The organism is Saccharibacillus deserti (genome assembly GCF_013618475.1).
Lineage (GTDB): Bacteria > Bacillota > Bacilli > Paenibacillales > Paenibacillaceae > Saccharibacillus > Saccharibacillus deserti.
The window spans coordinates 164,252-190,681 of the sequence record NZ_JABJVN010000004.1 but is presented as its reverse complement, the minus strand read 5'-3'; the positions used below and the strand labels follow the sequence as shown (position 1 = coordinate 190,681).

General features: G+C 55.2%; 21 protein-coding genes and 1 riboswitch. Of the genes, 16 read left to right on the top strand and 5 right to left on the bottom strand.

Annotation, left to right across the window (positions count from 1 at the left end):
* Window positions 1-207: 207 nt before the first annotated feature.
* The 5 genes from HOP44_RS12730 to HOP44_RS12710 all read left to right on the top strand — a co-directional run bounded on the left by HOP44_RS12730 (window position 208) and on the right by HOP44_RS12710 (window position 5,196).
* Window positions 208-1,920 carry a methyl-accepting chemotaxis protein gene (locus HOP44_RS12730; RefSeq protein WP_172253897.1) on the top strand — a complete coding sequence of 571 codons (1,713 nt, stop codon included), beginning with the start codon at window positions 208-210 and terminating at the stop codon, window positions 1,918-1,920.
* Between the two features lie 187 nt (window positions 1,921-2,107).
* Complete coding sequence (locus HOP44_RS12725) at window positions 2,108-2,629, top strand: GNAT family N-acetyltransferase (RefSeq protein ID WP_172253895.1); 522 nt, start codon at window positions 2,108-2,110, stop codon at window positions 2,627-2,629.
* Between the two features lie 33 nt (window positions 2,630-2,662).
* Window positions 2,663-3,091 carry an NUDIX domain-containing protein gene (locus HOP44_RS12720; RefSeq protein WP_172253893.1) on the top strand — a complete coding sequence of 143 codons (429 nt, stop codon included), beginning with the start codon at window positions 2,663-2,665 and terminating at the stop codon, window positions 3,089-3,091.
* Between the two features lie 156 nt (window positions 3,092-3,247).
* Window positions 3,248-4,516 (top strand): AAA family ATPase, encoded by a 1,269-nt coding sequence (locus HOP44_RS12715; RefSeq protein WP_172253891.1) that lies wholly within the window; start codon window positions 3,248-3,250, stop codon window positions 4,514-4,516.
* Window positions 4,513-5,196: an HNH endonuclease signature motif containing protein gene (locus HOP44_RS12710; RefSeq protein ID WP_172253889.1), complete on the top strand. Its 684-nt coding sequence runs from the start codon at window positions 4,513-4,515 to the stop codon at window positions 5,194-5,196. The genes HOP44_RS12715 and HOP44_RS12710 overlap by 4 nt, the downstream gene beginning before the upstream one ends.
* A gap of 102 nt (window positions 5,197-5,298) precedes the next feature.
* Here the strand turns inward: HOP44_RS12710 and HOP44_RS12705 are convergent, their stop codons facing one another.
* A complete protein-coding gene (locus HOP44_RS12705; RefSeq protein WP_216667587.1) occupies window positions 5,299-7,008 on the bottom strand; it encodes an ABC transporter ATP-binding protein in 1,710 nt (569 codons plus the stop codon).
* Window positions 7,009-7,443: 435 nt separating this feature from the next.
* On the bottom strand, window positions 7,444-7,914 hold the full coding sequence (locus HOP44_RS12700) for a C40 family peptidase (RefSeq protein ID WP_172253885.1): 471 nt from the start codon (window positions 7,912-7,914) through the stop codon (window positions 7,444-7,446).
* A gap of 1 nt (window position 7,915) precedes the next feature.
* A riboswitch (cyclic di-AMP (ydaO/yuaA leader) is annotated at window positions 7,916-8,052 on the bottom strand.
* A 339-nt stretch (window positions 8,053-8,391) separates the two neighbouring features.
* On the opposite strand from HOP44_RS12700, the gene HOP44_RS12695 reads away from it, so the two are divergent.
* The 8 genes from HOP44_RS12695 (at window position 8,392) to HOP44_RS12660 (ending at window position 18,114) form a co-directional block, all read left to right on the top strand.
* Window positions 8,392-8,547: an aspartyl-phosphate phosphatase Spo0E family protein gene (locus HOP44_RS12695; protein ID WP_172253883.1), complete on the top strand. Its 156-nt coding sequence runs from the start codon at window positions 8,392-8,394 to the stop codon at window positions 8,545-8,547.
* A 179-nt stretch (window positions 8,548-8,726) separates the two neighbouring features.
* Complete coding sequence (locus HOP44_RS12690) at window positions 8,727-9,233, top strand: CYTH domain-containing protein (RefSeq protein WP_172253881.1); 507 nt, start codon at window positions 8,727-8,729, stop codon at window positions 9,231-9,233.
* Between the two features lie 88 nt (window positions 9,234-9,321).
* Entirely contained in the window at window positions 9,322-9,633 is a 312-nt protein-coding gene (locus HOP44_RS12685) for a NifU N-terminal domain-containing protein (RefSeq protein ID WP_343059872.1), read from the top strand.
* A 170-nt stretch (window positions 9,634-9,803) separates the two neighbouring features.
* A complete protein-coding gene (locus tag HOP44_RS12680) occupies window positions 9,804-10,565 on the top strand; it encodes a pseudouridine synthase (RefSeq protein WP_172254219.1) in 762 nt (253 codons plus the stop codon).
* Window positions 10,558-11,229, top strand: a complete 672-nt coding sequence (locus tag HOP44_RS12675; protein WP_172195904.1) for a vWA domain-containing protein — start codon at window positions 10,558-10,560, stop codon at window positions 11,227-11,229. Before HOP44_RS12680 ends, HOP44_RS12675 begins: the two co-directional genes overlap by 8 nt.
* Window positions 11,229-12,017 (top strand): PP2C family serine/threonine-protein phosphatase, encoded by a 789-nt coding sequence (locus HOP44_RS12670; RefSeq protein ID WP_172253872.1) that lies wholly within the window; start codon window positions 11,229-11,231, stop codon window positions 12,015-12,017. Before HOP44_RS12675 ends, HOP44_RS12670 begins: the two co-directional genes overlap by 1 nt.
* On the top strand, window positions 12,014-14,002 hold the full coding sequence (locus tag HOP44_RS12665) for a protein kinase domain-containing protein (protein ID WP_172253870.1): 1,989 nt from the start codon (window positions 12,014-12,016) through the stop codon (window positions 14,000-14,002). Before HOP44_RS12670 ends, HOP44_RS12665 begins: the two co-directional genes overlap by 4 nt.
* Before the next feature lie 188 nt (window positions 14,003-14,190).
* On the top strand, window positions 14,191-18,114 hold the full coding sequence (locus HOP44_RS12660; RefSeq protein WP_172253868.1) for a collagen binding domain-containing protein: 3,924 nt from the start codon (window positions 14,191-14,193) through the stop codon (window positions 18,112-18,114).
* Between the two features lie 145 nt (window positions 18,115-18,259).
* Here HOP44_RS12660 and HOP44_RS12655 read toward each other — a convergent pair whose 3' ends face one another.
* The 3 genes from HOP44_RS12655 to HOP44_RS12645 all read right to left on the bottom strand — a co-directional run bounded on the left by HOP44_RS12655 (window position 18,260) and on the right by HOP44_RS12645 (window position 24,017).
* On the bottom strand, window positions 18,260-19,447 hold the full coding sequence (locus HOP44_RS12655; protein WP_172253866.1) for a response regulator: 1,188 nt from the start codon (window positions 19,445-19,447) through the stop codon (window positions 18,260-18,262).
* Between the two features lie 56 nt (window positions 19,448-19,503).
* Complete coding sequence (locus tag HOP44_RS12650; protein WP_172253864.1) at window positions 19,504-22,734, bottom strand: hybrid sensor histidine kinase/response regulator; 3,231 nt, start codon at window positions 22,732-22,734, stop codon at window positions 19,504-19,506.
* Between the two features lie 206 nt (window positions 22,735-22,940).
* Window positions 22,941-24,017 carry a permease gene (locus HOP44_RS12645; RefSeq protein WP_425501871.1) on the bottom strand — a complete coding sequence of 359 codons (1,077 nt, stop codon included), beginning with the start codon at window positions 24,015-24,017 and terminating at the stop codon, window positions 22,941-22,943.
* A gap of 237 nt (window positions 24,018-24,254) precedes the next feature.
* Here HOP44_RS12645 and HOP44_RS12640 point away from each other — a divergent pair, with 237 nt between their 5' ends.
* The 3 genes from HOP44_RS12640 (at window position 24,255) to HOP44_RS12630 (ending at window position 26,271) form a co-directional block, all read left to right on the top strand.
* Window positions 24,255-24,935, top strand: coding sequence for a Na-translocating system protein MpsC family protein (locus HOP44_RS12640; protein WP_343059870.1), 681 nt, complete (start codon window positions 24,255-24,257; stop codon window positions 24,933-24,935).
* A 140-nt stretch (window positions 24,936-25,075) separates the two neighbouring features.
* The gene (locus HOP44_RS12635; protein ID WP_172253860.1) at window positions 25,076-25,453 is read left to right on the top strand and encodes a response regulator; all 378 of its coding nucleotides are present in this window, start codon (window positions 25,076-25,078) and stop codon (window positions 25,451-25,453) included.
* Between the two features lie 143 nt (window positions 25,454-25,596).
* Window positions 25,597-26,271 carry a Na-translocating system protein MpsC family protein gene (locus tag HOP44_RS12630; RefSeq protein ID WP_172253858.1) on the top strand — a complete coding sequence of 225 codons (675 nt, stop codon included), beginning with the start codon at window positions 25,597-25,599 and terminating at the stop codon, window positions 26,269-26,271.
* The last annotated feature ends 159 nt before the right edge of the window (window positions 26,272-26,430 follow it).

Below are 26,430 nucleotides of genomic sequence, written 5' to 3'. Positions count from 1 at the left end.
ACCCGGGCAAAGCGCCAGTGAATATAAAACGTTATCGAAAAGCGGGGTTTTTTAAAATAAAATCGTTTCGCCGGCCCCCAAAAAATTATTTTGAATAACTGAAGGAAAGGAAGCTTTAATTTACGTCTTTTCTTTCCGATAAAAAAAAGACTGGAAAACAGGTCCACTTCATGGGTGCAATTTACAACGGGGAGCGTGCAGAACGAAATGAAGAAGTTCAGGTTCAATATCGGAGCCAAGATCGGAGTCGGGTATTTGTTTGTTATTGTCGCATTGGCAGCCGCCATTCTGATCGTTCGAGGCCAGCTCGATAAATTGGAAGATGAGATGAACTTTATAGCGGGCCATGACATGGATGTGCACGACCGCATCAATCAGATCGAGAAAGACGTAATCGATATGGAGACGGGTCAGCGCGGATTCATTATTACGGGGGAAGACAAGTACCTCGATCCGTATAACACGGGCAAAGCGGAATGGATCGACCATTATAACGTGCTGTACGAATTGGTTTCCGACAATCCGGCGCAGCAGGAGAAACTGGATCAACTCAAAGCAAAAGTCGAAGACTGGATTCAGGTAGCCGGCGAGGCTACGATTGCGATGAAGCGGGCGGGAGATACCGCCGGGCTGGACCGGTTCTTCGTGGAAGATCCGGGCAAACAGGATATGGATGCTTTCCGGGAAACCGTTAAGATCTTTGTCGATACGGAAAAAGAACTGACCGTTCAACGGGTGGACAATTTGCATGGCAGCAACCAATCGTTAAAAACGATGCTGCTTATTCTGTTGATTGCGGTAATCGTCTCTGCTCTACTGCTGGCGACATTTATCTCTTCGCGGATTTCCCGCAATTTGAGAACCGTCACCGGAACGATCCGCGAGATCGCGTCCTCCGGCGGAGATCTGACGAAGCGAATCGAAGCCCGCAGCAATGACGAAATCAAGGATCTCGGCGATGCAACGAACCTGCTGCTGGCCAGCCTCCAGGATATGATCCGCGATCTGAAAGGCAATACGGAGCAGCTGCTCGGCGCGTCCTCCGTTCTGCAGCAGGGAGCCCGGGAGAATTCCCGCGCAGTCAAGGAAGTGACCGTGTCCATCCAGCGCGTAGCGGAAGGGTCGGAGCGTCAGGTCTCGCAGACGGAAGATATCTCGGCGGTCATGCAGCAGACGATTACCGGTCTGGAGCAGGTAGCCGAAGCGACTTCCGATGTAGCCGATCTGGCCAAGGAAACGCGCGGCGTAGCCGCCGACGGCGAACGGCGCATCAAGAGAAGCGTCGCCGAAGTTCAAAGCGTTGCCGATGCTTTCCTGACGATTCGCGGCAGCGTATCGGAGCTTGCGGAACGTTCGAATGAAGTTTTGTCGATCACGGGGTATATTTCCGAAACATCCAGCCAGACCAATCTGCTCGCCCTGAATGCCGCGATCGAAGCGGCGCGCGCCGGCGAGCACGGGCTCGGTTTCAGCGTGGTCGCGTCCGAAATCCGCAAACTCGCCGATCAGTCTTCCCGCTCGACGCAGGAAGTCAGCCGGATTATTACGGCGATGACGGGCGGAATTCGCGATATCGTCGAACTCGTCGAAGCCAGCTCCGGCAGCGTCGATCACGGCGTCGCTTCGCTCGGTGACGCGGGCAGCGCTTTTGAAGCGATCGTGGAGCGCGTCAACTCGCTCAGCGGACAGGTGGTGGAAGTTGCCGCAGCCGTCGAACAGATGTCGGCCGGATCGCAGAGCGTCGGTCAGTCCGTTACGGAAATTACGCGGGTAACGGAAGAAATGGCCGCCCTCACCGAAGAGGTCTCCGCGATGAGCGAAGAACAAGCCGCTTCGATGTCCGAGATGGAAGGCACGTCGATCCGCTTGAGAGACATGGCCGGTTCGCTCGCGGCCATTGTGGACCGTTTCAAAATCTGACAGCAAGCCCCCGGCCGTGCAGCGCCGGGGGCTTCTTTTGTATGTGCATATAGAAGCGGACGCCGGATCGGAATCCTGCACAGCCGGACGGGCGGGAGAAGTTCGTCAGGCCTGCAGGCTTTCCGTTATAATGAAGGAAAGGGCGAAGATCGCTGGAGAAATCGCAGGCGGGAAAGGAACAATTCTTATGAAGACGATTCAATTGAAGCGGCTGGAGCCGCAGGATGAAGAAGCACTGCTGCGGTTCGAAACGGAGAACAGGGCTTACTTCGAACGTTCCGTTCCCGGCCGCGGAGACGATTATTATCAGCCTGCCGGATTTGCGGAGCGGCATCGGGAACTGCTGTCTGAGCAAGCAGAAGATCTGGCGCGGTTTTACCTGGTTCAAGACGAGCTTGGACGTATTGTCGGGCGTGCGAATCTGAACGACATCGACCGGATCGAAGGGACGGCGGAAGTCGGCTACCGGATCGGAGAAGCCTGGACGGGGCATGGGCTGGCCAAGCGTACGTTGATGCTGCTGATCGACGAAGCGAAGGAAGCCGGGTTGAAGCGGTTATACGCCAAGACAACCCTGTCCAATCCCGCTTCGCGCGTCATCTCGGAGAGCGGCGGGTTTGTCCAGGTCCGAATCGAAGAATCGGATTACGAATTAGGCGGACAGCGGGTGAGCTTCGTGCATTACGCGCGCGGGATTCGCGGCGTATAGCGTGTAGGTGTATACAGAAAAGGAGGAGCAGACATGTTTATCGTGAATGTGGAAGGGGCAATCCGCAAAGACGGACGCTGGCTGCTGATCCGCCGGGGAGCGGCCGAAGAACATGCGGCCGGGACGCTTGCCCTGGTCGGCGGCAAAGTCGAAGCGCAAGGAGCGGCTTCGGCTGTGCTGGAGTCGACGCTGCGGCGCGAGATTTCGGAGGAAGTCGGCCTCGCCGTTGAAGACGTCATGGTGTACGCGCACAGTACGTCTTTTGTGACGGACCGGGGCGCGCCGGTGGTCAATGTCGTTTTCGCCTGCCGCTGGGCCGAAGGCGAAGCCTACGCGGCAAGCCCGGACGAGGTGGCGGAGATCTTGTGGCTGACGACGGAGGAAGCGCTGGGACGCTCCGATGTACCCGAATGGACGCGCGATAGTCTGAAGCGGGCGGCGGAAGCTTTGGGCGCGGAGTAATAGGCAACCGAATAGAAGCAAGAGCGGCATTCCGATAATGGGAATGCCGCTTTTTTATGAATACACGGAAATGAAAAAGAATTTACCCTGGATCGGAAGGTATAATGTAGGAAGTAAGCACACGGGAAGACTATAATTTTTTGACGGGGTGCGAGAATGAATTATTTTATTACCGACATTGAGATTGAAAAAGTACGTCACATAGAGGATTTTAAGATTAGATTGTCCACAGATAAACGGAAACACCTTCTGATTACGGGGAGAAACGGCAGCGGGAAGACTTCGGTTCTGGAAGAGATCAAAAAACAATTGGAAGGGATTTATTCTGGCGATTCTCTAGAGTTTATTAATTGGAGGTCTACAAAAGAAAGGCTCGAGCAAGAGCTTGAACAAATTAAGCAGAAAATCCCTTTCACGACACGGGATTCTGAGAGAATAGAAATAGAACGGAAAATAAAGATATTTGAACAAAGTATCGCCATCAATAAAGACTATCTGGAAAAGTATTCAAAAATAAGCCTGCATTTCTCTTCGATAAGTAACCTTGTCGCCGAAGCTCAATCCGGCCGTTTCATTCTCGCCTTTTTCGGAGCGAACCGCCAGCTTTCCATGAAAATACCCGATGCAATTGCCAAAATTGATTTTAAGGACGCCTATGCCCCCAGCGAAAGGGCTGCTGACAAGTTTCTTCAATATCTGGTGTATCTGAAAACGCAGCAGGCTTTTTCGATGACGGGCGGAGATCTGGCGGAGGCGGATCGGATCCAAGGTTGGTTTGACAGACTGCAAGAGCAATTGCGCAATCTATTTGAAGACGAGCAGCTGAAATTGGAATTCGATTCCCGCAATCTCAATTTTGTGCTCAGACTCGAAGGCAAGCGCGAACCCTTCGATTCTACGGTGCTTTCCGCCGGCCATACCGCTTATCTGGAGATCGTGTCCGAACTCATCATGCGCATGGAGAAGAACGAAGTCAGTTCCTATGATCTTCAAGGAGTCGTGCTGATCGACGAGATCGAGACCCATCTGCATGTCAGCCTGCAGAAGAAGATTCTGCCGTTTTTGACGGCTCTTTTTCCCAAGCTTCAATTTATCGTGACCACACATTCGCCGTTCGTGCTGAATTCGATTGGCGATACCGTGATTTGCGATCTGGAAAACCGGACGGTGATGGAGGACTTTTCCGCGTATTCCTATGAGAGCATTGTCGAAAAATATTTCGGGGCGGAGCAGTACTCCGAGGAAATCAAACAGAAAATGAACGAGTATATCGCATTGTCAGAAAAAAGGGAGCTGAACGTTCAGGAAGAACTTGCGTTGGATCAGCTCCGCATGTATCTGGACAGCATCCCTTATAACATGGCTCCTGAAGTCAAAATCAAGTTCGATCAGTTGGAACTGGATCGGGAGAGTGAGCAGCTTTGATCTTTTTCGAAAAATCACAGCCGGCTCCCGCTTCACTTGTTTCCGAGAAATTAAAACGTTCAGGAACCTACAGGCAACAGGATGTGCTGGATCGACTGGTGGACGATTTTAAAAATAAATGCTATCTCTGCGAACAGGATAAGCTGACTTCGATAAATATTGAACATCGGATTCCCCATCGCGACGATGTGAATCTCAAGTTCGATTGGAATAATCTATTCTTGGCCTGTCCGCACTGCAACAATATGAAGTCGGATAAATATGATAATATTTTGAATTGTACGGTCAAAACCGATGAGGTAGAAGATCGTATCAAGCTTAAGCTCGATTCTTTTCCAATGTCCGAAGTCGAGGTTGTCGCCAATAGAGCAGATGAAAGAACTAGGCAGACTGCGGAATTGCTTCATGCCATCTACAACGGTACAACTCCGATGAAGACCAAAGAAGCAGAGAGTCTAACATCAAAACTCGATGCGGAAATTTATCAGTTCCAGCAGCAGCTGCGCAGCTACATGGAAGCGAAGAAGCACGGAGACGAAGAAGAAATGCAAAGCTTGAGACGCAAGATCGGATACAGTTTGCAGAAGACTTCTCCGTTCACTTCTTTTAAACGATGGATCATTCGGGAAAACCCCAAACGAAACGCCGAATTCGGCAATTTGTTCGAAGTCGGAGAATAGCCCGAAGAACCCTAACCCAAAAAGCGGTTCCCGCTCGTTCAATACGAGGGGAACCGCTTTTTATTTATAAACCTTATGCTCTACCGGCAGTTTCCCGGGAATTCATCCGTGTGTCTGAACCTTCCCGTCCTTGCTCCACAGCTCCCGGAAATAGCCGCTGCGCGCCAGCAGTTCGTCGAAATTCCCCTGGTCGACCAGCTCGCCGCCGCGCATCAGGAGGATACGATCCACGCTGCGAATGGCGTGCAGGCGGTGGGCGACGATAATCAGCGTACGTCCCCGGAATCGCTCCAGCATCGTCTCCATGATCCGCCGCTCCGTCATATTGTCGAGCGCCGAGACCGGTTCGTCCAGCACGACCAGATCCCGGCTCTGCGCCAGCACACGGGCGAAGGCCAGACGCTGCTTCTCGCCGCCGGACAGCTTCATGCCGCGTTCGCCGACCGGAGTATCGAGCCCGCCCGGCAGACTGCGCATTTTGTCGCCGAGCATGACCTCTTCCAAAATACGGAGCAGCCGCCCGTCGTCCGCTTCATCGTCGAATACCAGATTGCCCCGCAGCGTATCGTCGAAGATCGGAGCGTCCTGCGAGATATACGAGGTGCGGGCGTACAGACTGTCCAGGCACAGTTCGTCGATTTCGGTACCGTCGATCAGCAGCCGTCCCGAGTCTTTTTTCAGCAGGCCGAGCATCAGCTTGACCAGGGTCGATTTGCCGCTGCCGCTCAAACCGACGATCGCCGTCGACGAGCCGGCCGGCAGAGAGAAGGAAACGCTTCGCAGCAGGGCAGACTGGCCGCCGCTGTATCCGAAAGCCACCTCTTCAAAATCGATCTCGCCCCGCAGCTGTGTTACCTGCCGGCCGCTGCTGAGATTGCGATCTTCCGGCGCGTTCAGCTGTCGTTCGAAACGGTCATAAGCCAAACGGTCGAGTTTGTAATCCACATAGACGACGTTGAAGATCGCAATCGGCGTATACACTTTGTCGATCAGCAGAAGCAGGGCCAGCACGACCCCGATCGTCGATTCGCCGGACGCCGCTTCCCGGATGCCCAAGGCCAGTACAACGATTTTGATCGCAATGACCAGCAGTTCGAATCCGGCAAAAAAAGATTCGTGCACCATACGGATCTGCACATTTTTGCGTACGATTTCTTCGGCGGTGCCCGTCAGTTTGCGGATCTCGCTGTCGTAACGGCGGTTCAGCCGGAATACGACCAGTTCCATAAAACCGCGGACGGAATAGCGGGACAAGCTCTCCTGGCTCGCCAGCAGCGATTCCTTGATCGAATAGAGGAAGCGCAGCAGCAGGCGGCTCAGGAGGAAAACGACTGCATAACCGGCCGCGACGACGAGCATGATACGCGGACTGTAAAAACCGATGAAAAGCAGGCTGAACAGCATCGCCGGCAGCAGTTCGTGCAGGATCCGCAGGTAAAAACCGTAGACGATCCCGGAACCGGCCCGGGCTCCGCTGTCGATGCTCTGGATCAGTTCGCCTGTACCGAGATTGCGATAAGCCTGATAATCCATGTTCGAGATGCGGGACAAGGCGAGCAGCTTGAGCTTTTCGGTTATTCCCCGCGGCAGTGCCGTCCCGGGATATTCCGACAGATAGTTGAGCAGGGCGGAGCCGGCGAGCAGAATGCCGTACAGAGCCAATAATCCGCCCAGTTCCCCGAGACCCGAAGAGGAGGGGATCGCGTCGATCAGACGCTGGAATGTATGAATGCCGTAGGCGGAAGCAAACTGCAGGGAGAAGCCGAGCAGCACATACAGCAGAATTTGTTTTTTGAACAGGGACACGCACATTTTCAGCACAAAAAAACCGCCTTCCAAATTGGGTGGAAAGCTGCGCGCAGCAAAAAGAGAAGGTTCCGCGCAGCATCGTCTCGAGCAGCCGGGGAAGTACGATCAAACGGGCAGACTGCCCCCTTGATAGCCGGTACGCGTTTTGATCCGGCCCGATTCCTAGTTACTTCGAACGATGCGGCAGAACATTCTCCAGGTCACCTCATTTGAAAAGATGGGTCCACTATAACAAAAAAAGTCGAATTCGGCAAAACCGAAAAAAGTTTTGGATTTATGCAACCAAACTGAAGGCACGTTCGTCTATAGGGTATACGTATTCACGGAAAAGTTCCCGGAAACGATGAAACCCGTTCCCCGGCTCGTGCGCCGGAAGGAACGGGTAAATGGAAAGTCTTTATTTGCGATGTAAGAGATGCAGGGAAAATACGAAGAAAATCATCTGTTCACCATCTGCTCGTACGTCCAATCGCTTGTAACGCGCTTGGCGGTGACATAACGGTTGGCCCAATACGAATTGGACAGGCTTGCTACGCTAACGCCCTTGCTGCTCGAAGAGTTGGCGAATTTGCCGTTGCCTACATAGAAACCTACGTGCGAAATCCCGCGGCCTGTCGTATTGAAGAAGACCAGATCGCCTACCCGAAGGTTGGACTTCGAAATGGTCGAGCCCTGCTGAGCTTGGCTTGCCGCTGTGCGTGCCAAGGTAACGCCGAATTTCTTGAAGATGTATCTGGTAAATCCGGAACAATCGAAACCTGATGTGGTAGTACCGCCATATTTGTAAGGCGTTCCCGAGACTTGACTGACTGCGGCATTGATCGGTGCGGAGCTGGCGGCATATGTACTTGCTGCCCCTGACGTAAGTACGATGGCTGCTCCCAATACGGAAATGACTAGCTTCTTCAAAAATTTTTCCCCCTGATGCCTACGGAGTTAGCTAAGGGTTCGGTGGTAGGAATTTCCCTATACTCCCTCTGGAACAAGAATAATTCACCCGACATGGTTCCCCCGTTTTCTTGCAAAGAAATTCGGCATTTATTAATATTTTGTAACTATTGATACTCTACCCTACCGCCTGCTGATTTGTCAAACCCCTATTACAAAGTTCTTGGACCAGATGATGCGAAGTGTCTAAAAATGAAACATAAATGACAAAAATGTAACGAATACAGGACAAAGCCGTTTGAGCTTGTTACAATTAGCCGAATAACGGCTTTTTTTTATACCGTGCAGCAGCTTCCGTTATTCTTTTTCGGCATGTTAAGCCATTTTCTCAATAGTTTTCCGTAAATAATTTGATATAAAATATGGGAATTCTATTTCGGGAAGCTGTCGGTTTACCGATTTTAAAGGTAACATGAATTCGCGCGGGAGGGCGTGCAGATGAACAAGGAAGAGATCCAGAACGAGATGGAGCACCAGCGGCGGATTTTGTATCAGCTTGCGGACCGGTACGGTTTTCTGGATGAAAGGGTGCTGGTTCAATCCCGGAAGCTTGACGATTGGCTAAATGAATATGACCGCCGCAAAAGCGGCTGAAGCAGACCGTTGAAAAAGGAGCAAGGCAGGTCTGTGATCGGAGGATTTCCGTCCATCTGGATAAGCGCGTGCGAGACGCGCTTTTTTTGTGTGCAGTTTCCCGGGCATCGCTTTCGGCACCGCAATCTTTCGGGGTATAATTGGAAAGAGAACGGAGAAATGAAGGAGGGACCGCCAAGATGGGCATGGAAATCGAACGTAAATTTTTGCTGGGCCGCAAACCGGAAGAACTAATTGCAGAAGGTGCTTTTATCCGGCGTTCGGAGCAGAAAATCGAGCAGACGTATCTGGCGCTGGACGAGCAGCAGGAAGTCCGGGTGCGGCGGCTGGTCGATGTCGATACGGGAGAAGTGGAACATACGCATACGTTCAAACAGGGCAACGGCATGAGCCGCGAAGAGATCGAATATTCGATTACGGCCAGCATTTACGAGCAGCTGTTTCAAGCTTCGGGTGCCGTCCCGCTGACCAAGACGCGCACGACCGGCGAGTGGAACGGCTTCACGGTCGAAATCGACCGCTACGAACAGCTCAATCTTACCGTAGCGGAGGTGGAGTTCGAATCGCTCGAAGCTGCGGAAGCTTTTGAAGCCCCCGACTGGTTCGGCGAGGATATCAGTTCGAAGCGGGAATACAGCAACAAGAAAGTGTGGAGAGATCTGCAGAATCGGATCCACGGCGGTTGAAAAGGATTGAAGAACCGGCGTGAGAAGCGGCTGTCGGGCATTTTGCCGAGCCGCTTGCGCCGGGCGTATGGTACAATAGAGCCAATTCGTGCGCAGAAATGCGGGCAAACCAACGAAAGAGGTGAGGATCATCGCAGTCAACTATCAGGTTCAGCATACCCCAAACCCCAATTCGGTCCGAATCGGAGCGGATTCCGTTCTGTTCGAAGGTCCGAAAAGTACGTCCGTGAAAGCGGGAGAATCCAGCGATCATCCGCTGGCTGCGGCACTGGTCGCGATTGACGGAGTGGACAATATCTTCGGCATGCGCGATTTCGTGACGGTCAGCAAACAGCCGGATGCCGACTGGGACAGCATTCTTCCCGAAGTGGAAGAAGCTTTCCGGCGCGTATACCCGTAGGACGTTTTTGGCAAGCTAAAAAACGGCCGTCCGATCGATGAACGCCTTCGCCGCCGGCATGATACTTTGTATGCGGGCGGGGAGGCGTTTTCTTTTTTTAGAGCGAAAAATTTTCATGAAGTCCGCATTCCGGGTATTATCTATAGAAGAAACGAAAGTTGGCACGACCTATGCGCATCAATAAATATGTCAGCGAGACCGGCTTCTGTTCCAGGCGGGAGACGAATCGTCTGCTGGCCGCGGGACGGATCTCGATCAACGGGCAGCCGTGCGGCGGGGCAGACCACGTACAGCCCGGCGATAAGGTAACGATCGACGGCCGGGCGATTCCTCAGAAAGCCGAGGCGGTCTATCTGGCGCTCAACAAACCGCGGGGAATCGTGTGTACGCATGCGGAAGGAGTAGCGGGCAATATCGCCGATTTTATGGACTTCCCTGTGCGGATCTTTCCCGTGGGCAGGCTCGACAAAGATTCCGAAGGTTTGATTCTGCTCACCAACGACGGCAGTATCGTCAATCGGATGATGCGGGCGGAGAACGGACACGAGAAAGAATATGCGGTTACGGTGGACAAACCGGTGACCGAAGATTTTCTGCAGCGTATGCGGCAGGGAGTCGCCATCATGGACACCGTTACCCTGCCCTGCCAAGCCTACGCGATCGGCGAATGTTCTTTTGGCATTCGACTGACGCAGGGACTGAACCGGCAGATCCGCCGCATGTGCAAAGAACTGGGGTACCGGGTTACGCAGCTCCGGCGCGAGCGTATCATGAATGTGCGGCTGGACGGTCTGGAGACGGGGCAGTGGCGGAATCTGGGTACGGAAGAGCTGAATAAACTGTTCGAGGCTCTGCAAGACGGGGAGGACCGGCAGGAAGAGGCCGGAAAGAACGACGAGATCACAGACGAAGGGACTGCTTGCGATGTTTGAATTCGACCAGATACCGTTTGCCGCGGAGTTTGCGGAAAACCCCGAGCCGAGATGTCCCTGCATTTTGCTGCTGGACACTTCGTATTCGATGAGCGGGCAGCCGATCGAGGAGCTGAACCGCGGCCTGTCTTCTTTTAAGGAAGAACTGATGACCGACAGCATGTCCGTCAAACGCGTGGAACTTGCCGTGGTCAGTTTCGGACCGGTGCAGGCTACCTCCGATTTCGGCACGCCCGACGATTTCTACCCGCCGATGCTGACGGCCAGCGGCAATACGCCGATGGGTGCGGCCATCGAGAAAGCGGTCGCGATGCTCGAAGACCGCAAGAATGTCTATAAACAAAACGGGATCTCGTATTACCGGCCGTGGATCTTCCTCATTACCGACGGAGCGCCGACCGACGATTGGCAGCGTGCGGCCTCCCTGGTCCGCGAAGGCGAAGCGGCGAAGTCGTTCATGTTCTTCGCGGTGGGCGTCGAGAACGCCGATATGAACGTACTGAACCAGATTGCGACCCGCGCGCCGCTCAAGCTCAAAGGGCTGCGCTTCGCCGATCTGTTCTCCTGGCTGTCGAATTCGCTGAATTCGGTTTCGCATTCGACGCCCGGCGACCAGATCCGGTTGGAAAATCCGGCTTCGCCGGAAGGATGGGCGCTGATCTGATGTGGAAGTACGCGAACGTCTCCGTACGCGGCACGTCGCATGCCAAGAACGGTACTCCCTGCCAGGATTATTCGCTGAGCCGGACGTTCGAGGGTCCGGGCGGTACCCGGGTGCTGCTGGCGGCCGCTTCGGACGGTGCCGGAAGCGCCTCGCGTTCGGACGAAGGCTCGGAGCTTGCCTGCACCCTGTTTGCCGACGCGGTCGGCAGCCATTTTGCCCGCGGAGGGCAGGTGGAGGAATTGACGCGCGAATTCTGCGAGAGCTGGCTCGGCCGGTTCCAGCGGGCCGTAAGAGCGCGTGCCGCCAAAGCGGGCTGCCGGTCGAGGGAGTTCGCCTGCACGTTTCTTGCGGCGGTCATCTGCGAAGGCGCGGCGGTCTTTATCCAGATCGGCGACGGCGCGATCGTATATGCGGAAAAGGAGGACGAGTATATGTGGGCATTCTGGCCCCAGCAGGGCGAATACGAGAACATGACGTATTTTGCGACGCAGAGCAGCGCCAAAAAGTTTTTGCAGCACAGTCTGCATACGGAGCGTACGTACGGCGAGGTCGCCGTGTTTACCGACGGGCTGCAGCGTCTGGCGCTGCATTACCAGACCCGGAGCGCCTATGCCCCTTTTTTCCGTCCTTTCTTCTCCGTACTGAGACGTCTCGAAGAAGAAGATCATACGCGCTACAGCGATTCGCTGCGTGCGTTTCTCGACTCGGATCGGGTCAATGAACGGACCGACGACGACAAGACGCTTGTCCTGGCGACCTGGCAGCGCGAACGGGAAGAATCGTCATGAAGCGGGCGGACCGGATCGTAAGCGGAAGGGGTGCGGATGTGATCTTCGGCCAGGAACTGGGTCGGGGCGGAGAAGGTTCGGTATTTGAAGTCGCCGGCCGTCCGGAAGTGGTCGCGAAAATCTATCATAAGCCGCTGCCAAAAGAAAAGCAGGACAAGATCGAAGCGATGGTGCGGCTGAAAACGGAAAGGCTGCTGCGCTTCACCGTATGGCCGGTCGAAGTGCTGCGGGATTCCGGCCGCCGCGTCATCGGATTTCTGATGCCGCGTCTAAACGGCAAGGAAATTCACAAGCTTTACGGTCCGAAGACCCGTTTGACCGAATTTGCCCAGGCCGGTTATCCGTTCCTGGTACATACCGCCGCCAATCTGGCCCGGGCTTTCGCGGCCGTCCACGAAGAAGGCCATGTGGTCGGAGACATCAACCACAGCAACTTTTACGTGACCGATCAGGCTACCATCCTGATGTTGGACTGCGACAGCTTTCAGGTCCAATCGGGCAGCAAACGATTCGGCTGCGACGTCGGCATCCCTATGTATATGCCGCCGGAGCTGCAGGGCGTCACTTCTTTTCGCGGCATGGTCCGCACCCGCAATCACGACAATTTCGGTCTGGCCGTCTTTATCTTCATGCTGCTCTTTATGGGGCGCCATCCGTTTGCCGGCAAGTATTCCGGACAGGGCGAGATGCCGATCGAGCGGGCGATCCGCGAATTCCGTTTCGCTTACGGCCCTTCTTCGTCCGGACGGCAGATGCAGCCGCCTCCGGGCTCGCTGCCGCTGCAGCTGCTGCCGCCGACGGTGCAGGCGCTGTTCCTGCGCGCTTTTGCGCAGGAGTCCATGACGCGCCGTCCGAATGCGCAGGAATGGGTGTCTGCGCTGCAGGAGATGGGCGGAACCCTGGTTCCTTGTGCCGCCAATGCCTGGCACCATTATCCCGCCCATGCCGCCTCCTGCCCCTGGTGCGCCATGGAAGCCGCAACCGGCGGCCTTCTGTTTCGCCCGGCGGATTCCGCTTACCGCACTTCCGCGGGCGCTGCACAGGCCGGCGCGGGATCTTCCTCCGCCGATCCCGGCGCCGGATTCCACCTGCCGGCCGTATGGGGGCAAATTCAGCGCGTGCCGAAGCCTGCGGGCGCGCGTACGCTGCCGGAACCGTCGTCCCTGCAGCCGCAGTTCTCGGCACCGGTGACGGCCTATCTCAGGCGAAAAAGATGGCGGGGGGCTTTGTCCCTGCTGTCCCTGGCTTCGGGTGCGGGGGTATGGATCTTCCTGCCCGGATTCTGGATGCTGACCGTCGGCGTGCTGGCAGGCTTCAATCTGCTGCTTCTGGCGGCGGGAAGAGGCCGCCGGGCTCTGCGCGAAGAACGCACCGAAACCTGCAGCCGTCTTCGGGTCCGGTGGAACGAGGTCTCCCGCCTCTATATCGAAGCGAGCGGGCACGGCGCTTTCTCCGCCAAGCTTCAGGAACTGGAGCAGGCGCGGCGCGATTATCTCGATCTTGAGGGCTACAAAGCCGGCGAGCTGCGCCGGCTGGAAGGCAGGCAGCGTGCGGTGCAGCTGCAGGTTTATCTGCGGCGGCAGCGGATCGAGCAGGCGCAGCTTGACGGAATCGGCCCGGGCCGCCGGGCGACGCTGGCGCTGTTCGGTATCGAGACTGCGCTGGAAGTCGAGACGCACCGTCTGGCGCGCGTTCCGGGCTTCGGCCCGGCCAATACGCGCATGCTGCTCGCCTGGCGGGACCGGATCGAACGCCGGTTCACTTTCGATCCGGTGCTCGGGCGGGTTCCGGCGGCCGAAGTGCTCGCCGTGGAACGCGCGGTCGAAGCCCGGACGCGCGAGCTGGAACGGCGTCTATCCGCGGGTCCCGGAGAGCTGATGCGCATCTCGTCGGGCATACGCGCCAGGCAGGAAGCGGCGCTGCGCGAAGCGGGCGGTACCGCCCAGGCGCTGGCTCAGGCGGAACTCGATCTGAAAGCTCTGTGATCTTTGCTTGGAAATCATGAAACGAAAGCGACGCAAACCGAAATCCGCCGGGCGCGGATTCCGGTTTGCGTCGCTTTTTTTGTCTTTTTCCGGCATGTTCATTTTTTGTATATGTGCTTGGTCTATGCTTCTTCTCAGGCGATTGCCAAGCAAGCATGTTTACATACACAAAAGGAGGATAACGGAAAATGAGAAGGAAAATGAGCCTGCTGGTCATCGGCCTGCTGCTTGTGGTTCAGATTCTGCAGGGCTTCGGCTTTGCGGCGGCTGCACAGGCGGAAGAGGCGGGGACCGGTACGGCGCAGACCTCGGAGATAACCGACGGTACGCAGCAGTCGGAACAAGGTACGGATCCGGAAGCATCTAAGCCCGAGATAACCGCCGGTGGGCAGGAACAGACTCCTGCAGCGGGAGAAGCCGTCCCGGCAGAAGAACAATCTCCGGCTCCGACCGTCGAGGAAGAAAAGGCTCCGGCGGAAGAACAACCCCCGGCTCCGGTTGTCGAGGAAGAAAAGGCCCCGGCCGATGAAGAAGGAGCCGCACCGAAGGAGACCGAAGAAGCCGCGCCCCAGAAATTTTCCGCACTGGCCGCGGAGCCCAGAGCTCCAAAGGCGATGACGGAGAACCTGATTACGTCGGTTGAGCTGACCGTATTCGACGCGAACGGCCAGACGGTTACAAACGGCGTGTACGAACAGGGAGCCAAAGTGAAGCTGGACTTCAATTGGGTACTCGGCGACGGACACGATTACGTATCCGGCGATACGTTTACGTTCGACCTGCTTCCGGCCGACAAGTTCGTGCTCTTCAACGACATTTCCGGTCCGCTGCTTATGGACGACGGAAACAGCGTAGGCACGTTCAAGGTGGATCGGCAGAGCCGTCAGGTCGTGATGACATTCAACGAATCCATTACGCAGTACGATGCCGTGCAGGGCAAGCTGACGGTGGAAACCCAATTCGATAAGCAGAAGATTACGGGTTCCACGCAGCAGCAGATCAAATTCCCGATCAAAGGCGGCGAACAGGTCGTCGATCTGGTATTCAAGACGAACATTGCCCCGGACATGAGTAAAAAAGGAACGCCAAACGGAGCTCTGAACGCCAAGAGTATCGATTGGACACTCGAAGTAAACCGGACCGGTCAAAACGTGCAGAACGCGATCGTAACCGATCCGCTTCCCGCCGGACTCAAACTGCAGGAGAATTCGGTGGCCGTCTATCCGCTGACGTTCAATTTGGACGGCAGTCCGGCAGCGGCCGGAACGGCTCTGCCAAGCAGTGATTACACGCTGGGCAAAGCGGACGGCGACAAAGAATTCACGCTTTCTTTCAACAATCCGATCGATTCCGCTTACCGGATCGTATTCAAGACGGATGTGACCGAAGCAGCGGTATTTAACGGCGCTCAAGCCAAATTCGACAACACGGCGACATTCGACGGCGATAATATCGACGAAGCGAACGCCTCGGCCAGTGTAACGATTCAAAGCGGAGCGCTGCTTAACAAGAAATCGACAGGCACCAACGCTATCGACCAAAGCATCTCGTGGGCAATCGAATATAACTACGGAGAACGTTCGATCACCCAAGCGGACGCCAAACTCGAAGATTTGTTCGATGCTTCCCAGAAATTGAAAAACGGCGCGTCTGACATCAAAGTCTACGAAGTATCCACGGCATCCGGCAGCGCAGTCAAAGGCGCCCTGGTAGATGCATCGGCATACACCGTAACGCTGACGCCGGAACAAAACGGCAAGACCGGATTCGTGCTGCAGTTCAACGCACCGATCGATTCGGCCTACGTGATCGAATACCAGACGATTGCGGCCAAAGAAGTGTACGGAAAAGAAACGATTACGAACACCGTAACTGCAAACGGCGAAACCAAAACGGCTACACGGGATCTCAACCAGGTCTTCCTGGATAAAAAGAGAAGCGGCGTCAACTACACGGACAAAACCGTGAGCTGGACGATTACCGTCAACCAAAACAAAGCCAAAATGAACGGAGTCACAATCACCGACACGTTCCCGAACGGCGGCCTTACGCTGAAGCCGGAAACGGTTGTGGTCAAGGATTCCAGCCAAAACACGGTGAGCGACAGCGTGTACGAGCTGAGCGCCCTGGGCACTCCGCCGGACTACTCCAAAGGCTTCACGCTGACTTTCAACAATGAGATCGAAGACAAGTATACGATCACGTATACGACCGAGTTCGATCCGAAGAAGGTCAATATGAAAAACCAAGCGGCGCTGAACTGGATCGATACGCTGGACAGCAAGCCGCGCGAAGTAATCAAAGAAGACGGCTTCGATCCGAACGCCTATACGAAAAATAACGGCTACAAAAACGGCAGTTACGATGCCAAGACGAAGCAGCTGAGCTGGTCCGTAGGAATCAACTACAACGGCGAAGCGCTGAACGGGGCTTCGATCGAAGACGTGCTGGAAGCCAATCAAAGTCTGGTTGCCGATTCGCTGAAACTGCACAAAATGGTTATCAAGCCGGACGGTACCGTAACGGCAGGAACCGAAGTAACCGCTGCGGATTATGCGTTTACGTATGATCCGGCGGCCCGCAAGATCGTGGTTACGCTTAAGCAGAATGATACTTCCGCTTATATCCTGACCTTCAAAACGACGCTCGAAGGCAAATTGATCGCCGATAAAGCTTCGAATACCGCAGTCGTGAAAAACGGTAGCAACGACTCCTGGTCGCTGACCGGTTCGGTCACCATCCCGAAAGGCGGTCAGTATGTCTCGAAAAACGGCGAACAAAACGGCGAAAATATCGATTGGAAGATCGAAATCAACGCCGCCCAGTCTTCCGTAACCGATGCGATCGTTACCGACAAGCCGACTGCCAATCAGGTTCTGCTTCCGAAGACTTTCCGTCTGTACGAAGCCGATGTCCAAGTCAATGCGCAGGATCCTGCGAAAAGTACTTTGACAAAAGCCAAGGAATTGACGCCGGAGACGGATTACAAGATCGAAATCAAGAAAAACGCGCAGGGTAACGATTACTTCACGTTGACCTTTGCCGAGAAAGAAATTTCCAAAGCTTTCATTCTGGAATATTCGACGCTGATCAATGCTGCCAATAACGAGAAAGTTTCCAACACGGTCGCTTTCGAAGGCAAAAACGTAGATACGATCAGCAAAGAAACAAGCGACGATGTTATCGTTGGCGTATCGTCCGGTTCGGGCAGCGGCAGCGGAGTCAGAGGACAGCTGACGGTTGTCAAAGTCGACGCGAATGACAGTTCCAAGCTGCTTGCAGGTGCGGTCTTTACCCTGGATCGCAAACTTGCGGACGGCACGATCGTGCGAATCGGCGAGCAAACGACCGGTGCAGACGGCAAAGCCGTATTTACCAAGCTGCTGTCCGGTTCGTATATTCTGACCGAAACAAACGCTCCCGAAGGCTATGCACTGGATCTGACATCGGCCAAGCGCACAATTGAAGTGAATGCGGCCGGTACGAACAATGTAACGATCAAGAACAGCAAAACGCCGGTAACGCCGCCGGTAACGCCGCCGGTAACGCCGCCGGTGACTCCGCCGGTAACGCCGCCGGTGACTCCGCCGGTAACGCCGCCGGTGACTCCACCGGTAACGCCGCCGGTAACGCCGCCGGTGACTCCACCGGTAACGGGCTTGTTCTTCCCGGTTCTGCCTCTTCCGACGCCGCTGATTACGCTGCCGGAAGATGGACCTCCCGCGGGCGGAATTGACGTTGACCCGGATCCGGTAACGCCGGAGCCTACACCGGTTACCCCGCCGGCGCCGACCGTACCGGTTGTAACGCCGCCGGCACCGACACCGGTACCGACACCGGTACCCGACGACAGTATCGACATTAACGACGAGACGCCTCAGGGCGGTCTGGATGTAAATCCCGATCCGACGCCGGGCGAGCCTCAGCCTGTACCTGCACCGGTGGAATCGCCGGACGGACCGACCCCAAGCGGTACGGTATCGGTTGAAGGCGATGTCCTTCCGCAAACGGGCGACTTCAGTACTACTCCGATTCGCGGCGTAGGGCTGGGCCTGATTCTGATCGGACTGATCGGCTTCCTGTTGGTTCGCAAGAACAGTCTCCAAAAGTAAGACAAGGCCTGGATTGGATCGAATAACCTCTCCCCCACGCAAACAAGAAAAGCCGCTTCCGAAGGGATAACTCCTTCGCGAAGCGGCTTTTTTGCAGGTGAACGATTTTTCTCCGGAATAAGGCAGGCCAAGCGGAAGAGCCTGCTTACCGGACAGCCGACCGGAGAGCCGGAGGTACGACTCCGCTGCCGGAAATCTCGCCCGCATTCCAGCGTCTGTACCATTCGGACAAAGCGATCGGCATTTCCACATCCAGTTCCTGTTCGAACAAACGCTCCGCCAGACGATAGCGGTCGTCGACGGCAGCGGGATCGCCCAGCAGGGCATAAGCCTGCAGCAGGCCCAAATGGGCATGTTCGGAGTAAGGGTGAAGCAGGGCGAGCTTTTCATAGGCTGCGGCCGCTTCGGCGATCCGGTTGTTCTCGAGCAGAAACAGGGCCAGTCCCGAGCCGTGATGAAGCTGCATCGTCCGAAGCCGCTGGCGTTCGCCTTCCGCCCAGGCGTAATCGTAATCTTCCAGGTAGTCGCCGATATAGAGGTCCGACAGGCGCAGATGATCGGCGCAGTTGTCCGCTTTGACAGGACCGAGCGAGCGGATGCCGCTCTCGAACCGATCCACATCCAGAGCGACGCTGCCCAGGTGCAGGGTGTATCCTTCGCCGCCGCTTGCGTTGACGATCTCCGCATCGATGCCGCTCTGCTTGAGACACTGACGGATCTGGTAGATCGTCGTGTACAGATAAGTGGAAGCCCGTTTGAACGGGGATTCGGGCCAGAACTGCTGAATCAGATGGTCTTTGCCGACAAAGCGTTCGCGATGATAGAGCAGATAGGCAAACAGTTCCTGGGCCCTCATGGTCCGCCAACGAAAAGGCGGCGCTTCGGAAGCGCCGGGGACGGCGCAGGAGCGAAGCGTCTTGAAGCAGCCGATCACCGTTTCCTGCGGGATCGGTTCGGAAACCGTATCTTCTTTGCGCCTTCCGTTCAGCCGGGACAGTGTCTTGGCGAGTCTTGCACGCTGCACGGGCTTCAGTACGTAATCGAGCGCATTCAGCTCGAAAGCTTCGATCGCGTAGCGATCATAGCCGGTTACAAATACGATGTCGGAATCGGGACTTGCCTGCTGCAGCATTTCCGCGGCCTGCATGCCGTTGATCTCGGGCATGACGATGTCTAGAAAGATGACGTCCGGCCGGCTCCGGCGCGCCGCTTCCACGGCGGCGGCCGGATCGGTGTACGATTCGACCTCTTCGAACTCCGGCAGTTCGCGCAGCAGCTTTTCCATATGCATCACGGCCAGCTTTTCGTCGTCGATCAGCAAAGCCTTCATCATGTTCGACTCACCTCTTTAGCGATTTTCTTTTGGGACAAAAAAGCGGGAAAGCGGTGTTAATCCGAAGCCAGGCCGCTTTGTTCCGGCGGATACCCGCCTTCGGGAATACGGAACGACACGGTCGTTCCTTCGCCGAGGCGGCTGCGGATCGAAAGGCCGGAACCGTACAGACGCTTGAGACGGCGGTCGGTATTGAGTGTTCCGATGCCCTGGCGTCCGCTGCGAACGGGAATCAGCAGACTGTCCAGCGTCTCGTCGTCCATGCCGATTCCGTCATCGGTAACGGTAAAGACGATGTCTCCGTCCACGGCTTCCGCACGGAGCGAGACGCAGCCGCCCTTGGAGCGGCTGAGGACGCCGTGCCGCACCGCATTCTCCACCAGCGGCTGGATACAGAGCGGCGGCAGCAGCAGGTCCGGATCGATATCGTCCGCGATGTCGACTTCGACGCGCAGCCGGTCTTCGAATCGCATCGTTTCGATATACAGATAAGACCGGACGAGTTCAAGTTCGCGTTCGAGCGGAACAAGAGGGCGGGCACTCCAGTAATCGAAGCTGATCTTTAAATAAGAACCGAAAGCTTCGATCGTTTCGTTCATCTTATCGATATCGATCCCGCTCAGCGCTGTAATCGAGTTCAGGGCATTGAACAGGAAATGCGGCTGAATCTGGGCCTGAAGATAAGCGGCTTCGAGGCTCAGGCGTTCGCTGACCGCTCGCTTGAGATCGGTCAGCGCCTTGACCCGGTAGTTCAGTTCCAGCGCATCGGCGGGCTTGGACAGATAGTCGCTCGCTCCGGCCGCGAAGCCGGCATAGATATCTTCGGGACGGCTTCGGGCCGTCAGCAGCAGAATCGGCAGTTCCGCCCGCGAATACCGTTCGCGAATCCGGGATGCCAGCTCGTAGCCGGACATCTGCGGCATCATGACATCGGCGATGACGAGGTCCCAGGTCCGATTCTCCAACAGTTCCAGGGCTTCCGCGCCGCTGAGTGCCGACGTGACGCGGTAGCGTTGTTCGGGCAGCATGCTGCGAAGCACGCGCAGATTGACCGGATCGTCGTCGACCGCCAGCAGCTGCGGCCGCGAATCGCCGTCTTCCGCTTCGCGGTGCAGGTGCATTTCGTTGTCCGTATCTCCCGCAAAGCGCTCTCTCACAGAATAAGCCGTAACCGGTTGTTTGTCATCCGGGTCCAGCGGCTCCGGCCAGGAAGCGGTCGGAACGCCGGCAGCAGAATCCAATACGCCCTGCTGCAAGGAATCGGAAGTCCCGGTGCCGACTTCCCAGGCGGAGAGTTCCGCCAGAGGCAAGGAGAAGAAGAAGGCCGCCCCCTGTCCCGGTTCCGATTCCGCCCGAAGTTCTCCGCCGTGCAGCTCCGCCAGGCTGCGGCTGATACTAAGACCAAGGCCAATGCCTGCGGCGTTGCGCAGCGAATCGCCTTGCTCGTACGGGAGGAAAATACGGGCAAGTTCTTTCACGTCGATTCCTGCCCCGGTATCGGCTACTCGGATTTCGGCGCGGTCGCCGACGATCCTTGCGCTGACGTTCACGCTGCCCGACGGCGTGAATTTGATGGCGTTATGTACAAGATTAAACAGGATTTGGGCCAGACGCTCTTCGTCCGCATAAACGGAAGGAAAAGTATCGGGAATGTCCAGTACCAGTTCCAAGGGCTTGCCGACCGCCATATAACGAAGCATGTCCAGCACTCCCGCGGCCACGGATTGGATTTTTACAGATTCGAGTCGTATGGAAAGCCGGTTTTCGCGCAGCTGTGAAACATCGAGCAGATCGCCGAGCAGAATATTCATCCGGCGGCCAACTTGGCCCAGCAGCTGCAAATCACGCCTGGAGCGTTCGCTCAGCGTTTCGCCTTCGGCCGCAAGCACACTGTCCGCCATATTGATCATGCCGTGCAGAGGCGTACGCAGTTCGTGGGAGGTATTGGCAAGAAAATCGCCTTTGGTCTTGTTTGCTTGCTGCAGTTGAGCCGCCAGCTCTGTCAGCGCCATATTATTGCGGAAATAATGTCGGACCGCATAGGCGACCGTGCCGAGGAAGGCGAGCAGAATATCAAAAGCGTAAAAACCCGGTTCGACCCAGCCGGCACTTTTGAATCCTCCCCAGATAAGCGTCGATGCCATTCCGGCTGCAGCAATCAGCAGAAAGACGGCCTGGCGGTCTTTCTGGATAATGTACCGAACGAGCAGGACCGGTACCCAGAATGATGGGAACAAGGTAGCGACACTGAAAATGCCGATTTTCGCCGAATACAACGCCGCCTCCACAGGCGCCAGGACAATAAACAGCCCGTAAATCCATGCGAAAGCAAAATAAAACCGGTACTTTCGCCGCCTGCGCGGATCCAGAGCGAAAGAAACGACCAAATGCAGCATCAGGGTAGACATAGCGGCGTATGAAAACAAGGAAATTTTCTTGGTAACGGCATAATCAAACGGCCAGATCGCAAGCAGAATTTTGTCTTCGTCGAGCGAAATGCTGAATATGGCTGCAACGATAAGCAGGGTGAACAGAAGAAAAACTTTGTTCCTTTTGCTGAAGAGGTAGATCAAGCCGCTGTACAGGGCATGCATGAACAAAATGGAGAGCGTGATCAACTGCATGCCGAAATTGTAAGTTCGCTCGGAATTGATTGCATTTGTGGGGCCGAATTTGATTGCCCGGGTGATCCCTCCTCTGCGGGCGTTTTCAAAATTCGACACTTCGAAGATCAATTCGATTTCCGCCGTCTGGGGCAGCGTGACCAGATCGGTGTTAACCTGGGCCCGATGGGTATTTTTGCCGGATGAAGGAGTGCCGAGCTGGGCCGCGGGCTGACCGTTCGCATACAGCCGGAAAGCGGTTTGAATATCTTTGATCATCAACTTGTAAGCCGGTTTCCGGGCCGGATCGGTCAGAATTCGCAGCCGGTAGCTTCCGTAGCCGATAGCGGAGTCTTTATTCGTAGGCAAAGAATCCGTCCATGTGCCCGGAACGTGGATATAAGAAGGCTGTTTTTTCTTTCCGGGATCGGAATGGATAAATTGTTCCGGGTAAAACTCCCACTCGCCGTCCAGCGGCAGGGTGTGCCAGTTATCGAGCGGTCTATTGCGCAGGTCGATAACGCCTTGCACGGCGGCGGGAGCATTCTGCATCGAATACGGATTGGTGAAAATCAATCGGAGTCCTGACAGAATCACGAGCAAAAGCAGCAGCAGGATAAAAATCGACAGAGTCGGCGGAAGCCGAAACTTTTTTTTGGGAAAATGGCTTATTAAGGTTCTCATATCTTCTACTTTAATTCCGAAAAGCATTCGAATCCACCTTTTCTTTGTCCGGGCAGGCTCTGAACCGCGATTTTTTGTATTCGGATACGTTAAAAAGCCGAAAAAACGGGAGAACCCCTCTTTTTCGGCCCACAAGATCCGTCCGCGCACTCCGCAATCCAAAAACCTCCGCTTCACGAGTCGGCGGAGGTTTTCGGGATCGGATTTCACAAAATCAACAGGCCCGTAAGTCCGCACAATATGCCGAGTCCGACCACCGAACCGGCCACGAACAACAGCGCTTTTTTGGGGAAAGAGCGGGATACCATGAGCAGGGAAGGAAGACTGACGGCCGGGAGCGTGAACATCAGGGCTGCGGCAGGGCCTCCGCCGAGGCCCAGAGCCATAAACGACTGCACGATCGGAATCTCGGCCGCTGTCGGAATCACGAACAGCATGCCCGCAATAGCGAAGCCGGCAATGAACAGCAGTTGATTCCCGCCTTCGAAGCCTCCGGCCGGAAACAGCCAGACCTGAACGGCACCCAACAGCAGCACAAATACGAAATAAGTCGGGACCAGGGTCAACGCCATTTTGGAGGCGCTTTTTACCCACAGGAGCAGCAGAGGCTGCTTGGATTCCGCGAAAGCGGCTGACGGTTCGTTTGCGGGCTGCGGCCGCAGCTCTTTCGGCAGTTCGGCTTCCGGAGCGAATCGGTTCGCCCAATAGCTGACACCGAAGACGAGCAGCAGACCGAACACGATGCGCAGCAGCACGAATTTCCAGGAGAGCACAAAGCCCATGAAGATCAGCGCGGCCGGGTTCAGCGTCGGGTTGCCCAGCCAGAAAGCGAGTGCGGCTCCGACGGAAGCCTGCTTCTGGCGCAGACCGACGGCAATCGGAGCGGCGCAGCAGGAACACATCATGCCCGGAAGCGAAGCTGCGCCGCCGGCGAGCGTGCTTCCAAAAGAAGTTCGTCCCAGAACTTTGAGCAACCACTGCGCAGGAAGCATAACCTGAACGAGCGAGCCGATCAGGATGCCGAACACGGCAGCTTTCCAGACGGCTTTGAAGTAAACGACGGCATAATCCCAGGCGGCTGCCCAGGAAGCGGAAGATCCGTGTTCGGCAAGAATCGAGGCACCGATCGAGTGATCCGCCGCCGCTTTGAACGCTTTGTGGTAATAAGGCCACCATTTTACGTAGAACAGTCCCGCAGCCGCAATCAGCACGAACAACGCGGCGAGCAGAATCGTTTTTTGACGTGTGGAACGAGAGGGGGAAGCCGAAGGTTCGGCAGGCATCATACATTCTCCTATCTAGTGATTGTCATTTTACAAATGTAAACTATAGCATATCTTCGGCGGGGCGATAAGCTTTTCAGAAAGCATTGAATTTTCGGTTTCCTAAATTTTGCTATCGCATCTTAAAGCAAGTTACAGTATACTGATTGGGAATGTTCATTATTCGGCTGCCTCAAAGGTTGTAGAGCCAATGTGTCCGAATCTTGGGCATATCTTCAAAAGCTGGGCCGGTGTTTGATGATGAATGAAAAAGAAACAATCAGCCTGGTGACGAGTTACGTCGGTAAGCTGCTGAGAACCCGTTTTGGCAAGGGCCCCGAATCGGTAAACGCCTTTCTGTGCGAACGGTGCTTGGTGCTCCATTTGCGGAATTTTATGGGACCGGTAGAGAAATTTCTGCTGACGCAGGAAGAAGAGAAGGCTTTCCGCTACACGCGCGAGCTGCTGATGGAATCGCTGCTGCCGGAACTCAAATCTTTCCTGCAGGAACACACAGGCTTGAATGTGTCCGAGTTCTATTACGATTGGGGCGTGCATAACGCTTCCGGCGTAATTGTCGGCATGTTCAATACGGCTCCGGGTGCTCTCGAGGACTACCCGGGCAAAGAAGACGTTCATGAGCAGGTCGTCAAGGTGACGGCCGCCATTCAAAAAGTACCGGAGCATATCGACTCCTGGTGGGTCACACCCAGAATGTTGGCAGTCTTTAGACAGGGTATAACCGTACTGCTGGAAAAGGAAATGGTCGAACTGGGTTACACCGAAGTACTCAAAGCCACCAAGCGCCGTCTGGAAAAGCGCATGCTGGAACAGGATGCGAATGCGGGTACCATTTTGAACAAAACGCTAACGGATCTGTACGCGGATTGGGATTTCGATCGCGATCGCAGCGTCGTCATTTATATATTCCAGCAATAAGAGACGAATAAAATCGGTAACGATTCAGACACTTATGGGATGCGCTGATTAATCGGGCCGAAGAAGAGGTGTGAACACCTCTTCTTCGGCCTGTTTTTTGGCGGGAAAGGATGGTTGAATTGCGGAGAGACACGACGTGCGTGCTGTACATTGAAGACGATCGTGCGAGTATGCTGCTGATGAGGCACATATTCAGAAAAAAGCTTCCGGGACTCACTCTCCTGGAAGCCGGCAGCGTGGAAGAAGGAATTGCGCTCGCGCAGCTTCACCAGCCAAACCTGATTCTCATGGATATTCAACTGCCCGATATGGACGGGTTCGAAGGGATAGGCAGTCTGCGTTCCGATTTGAAAACGGCATCGATTCCGGTATGGGCGGTCAGCGCAAGCGCGCTTGACGACGACGTGCGGCGGGGGCTGGAAGCGGGGTTTCAGCAGTATTTGAAGAAGCCGCTGGGGATGGGGCCTTTCGTCCGGCAGATCAAGGAAAGCCTGGATCTGCCGGACTGCGAAAAGTAACCCCAGGCTTTTTTCGAATGTAAGATCGATTATGGATCCGAACAGGCGTATACTGGGTACGAATACTCGCCTTCGGTTGAATCGCCAGTATCCAGATTCCGGACGCCGGGTATATCTCCGGGAAGTGAAGACGGGTAACTTGGATGACGAATCAAAAAGAAACGACAAGCTTGATTATGCGGTATGCAGGGAAAATGCTCAGGACCCATTTTGGCAAGGGACCCGAAGTCTTGAGCGTTTCCCTGGATCACCGGAGCCTTGTGCTCCATATGAAAAAATTCATCACGCCGATCGAAGACGCGCTGCTCGCCAAGAAAGACGAGAAGACGTTCCGGTATACGCGGGAGCTGATGATGAAAGCTCTTGTACCGGAGCTTGAGACGTTCGTTCGCGAAGAACTGCATCTGAATCCGATGAGTTTGTATTACGACTGGAATCTCGAGAATTCTTCGGGAGCCATTGTGGTTCTGTTTGATGCGGAAGCCGATATGCACGAAACTTACGAGAACAAAGAAGGCGTTCATGAACAAATTGTCGAAGTGCTGACGAAGACCCAGGCTAAGCCGAGCACAATCGAATCCTGGTGGGTCGATTCCAAGACGCTGCTCATTTTTCGAACGGGTATAGCCATACTTCTCGAAAAAGAGCTTCATGCTCTCGGGTATACGGACATTCTCAAAACGGTCAAACGCAAGTTGGAAAAAGAAATGCTGTGGGAACAGGCGGGAATCGGAAGAGTGCTGCACAGACCCATGGCAGATCTATATATCGACTGGAACTTCGACCGCGACGACAGCGTGATTGTCTGCCGGTTCTGAAGCCGCAGGAATGGCGAAGAAACAGGTGAATATGACGGTAGCGATTCAGACATCTTGCAGGTGAGCTGATCATTCGAGCCGAAGAAGAGGGTGCGCGGTCCGCATCTTTCTTCTTCGGCTTTTTTTGGAGGGAATCCTATTGAAAAACAATTTGCCGGC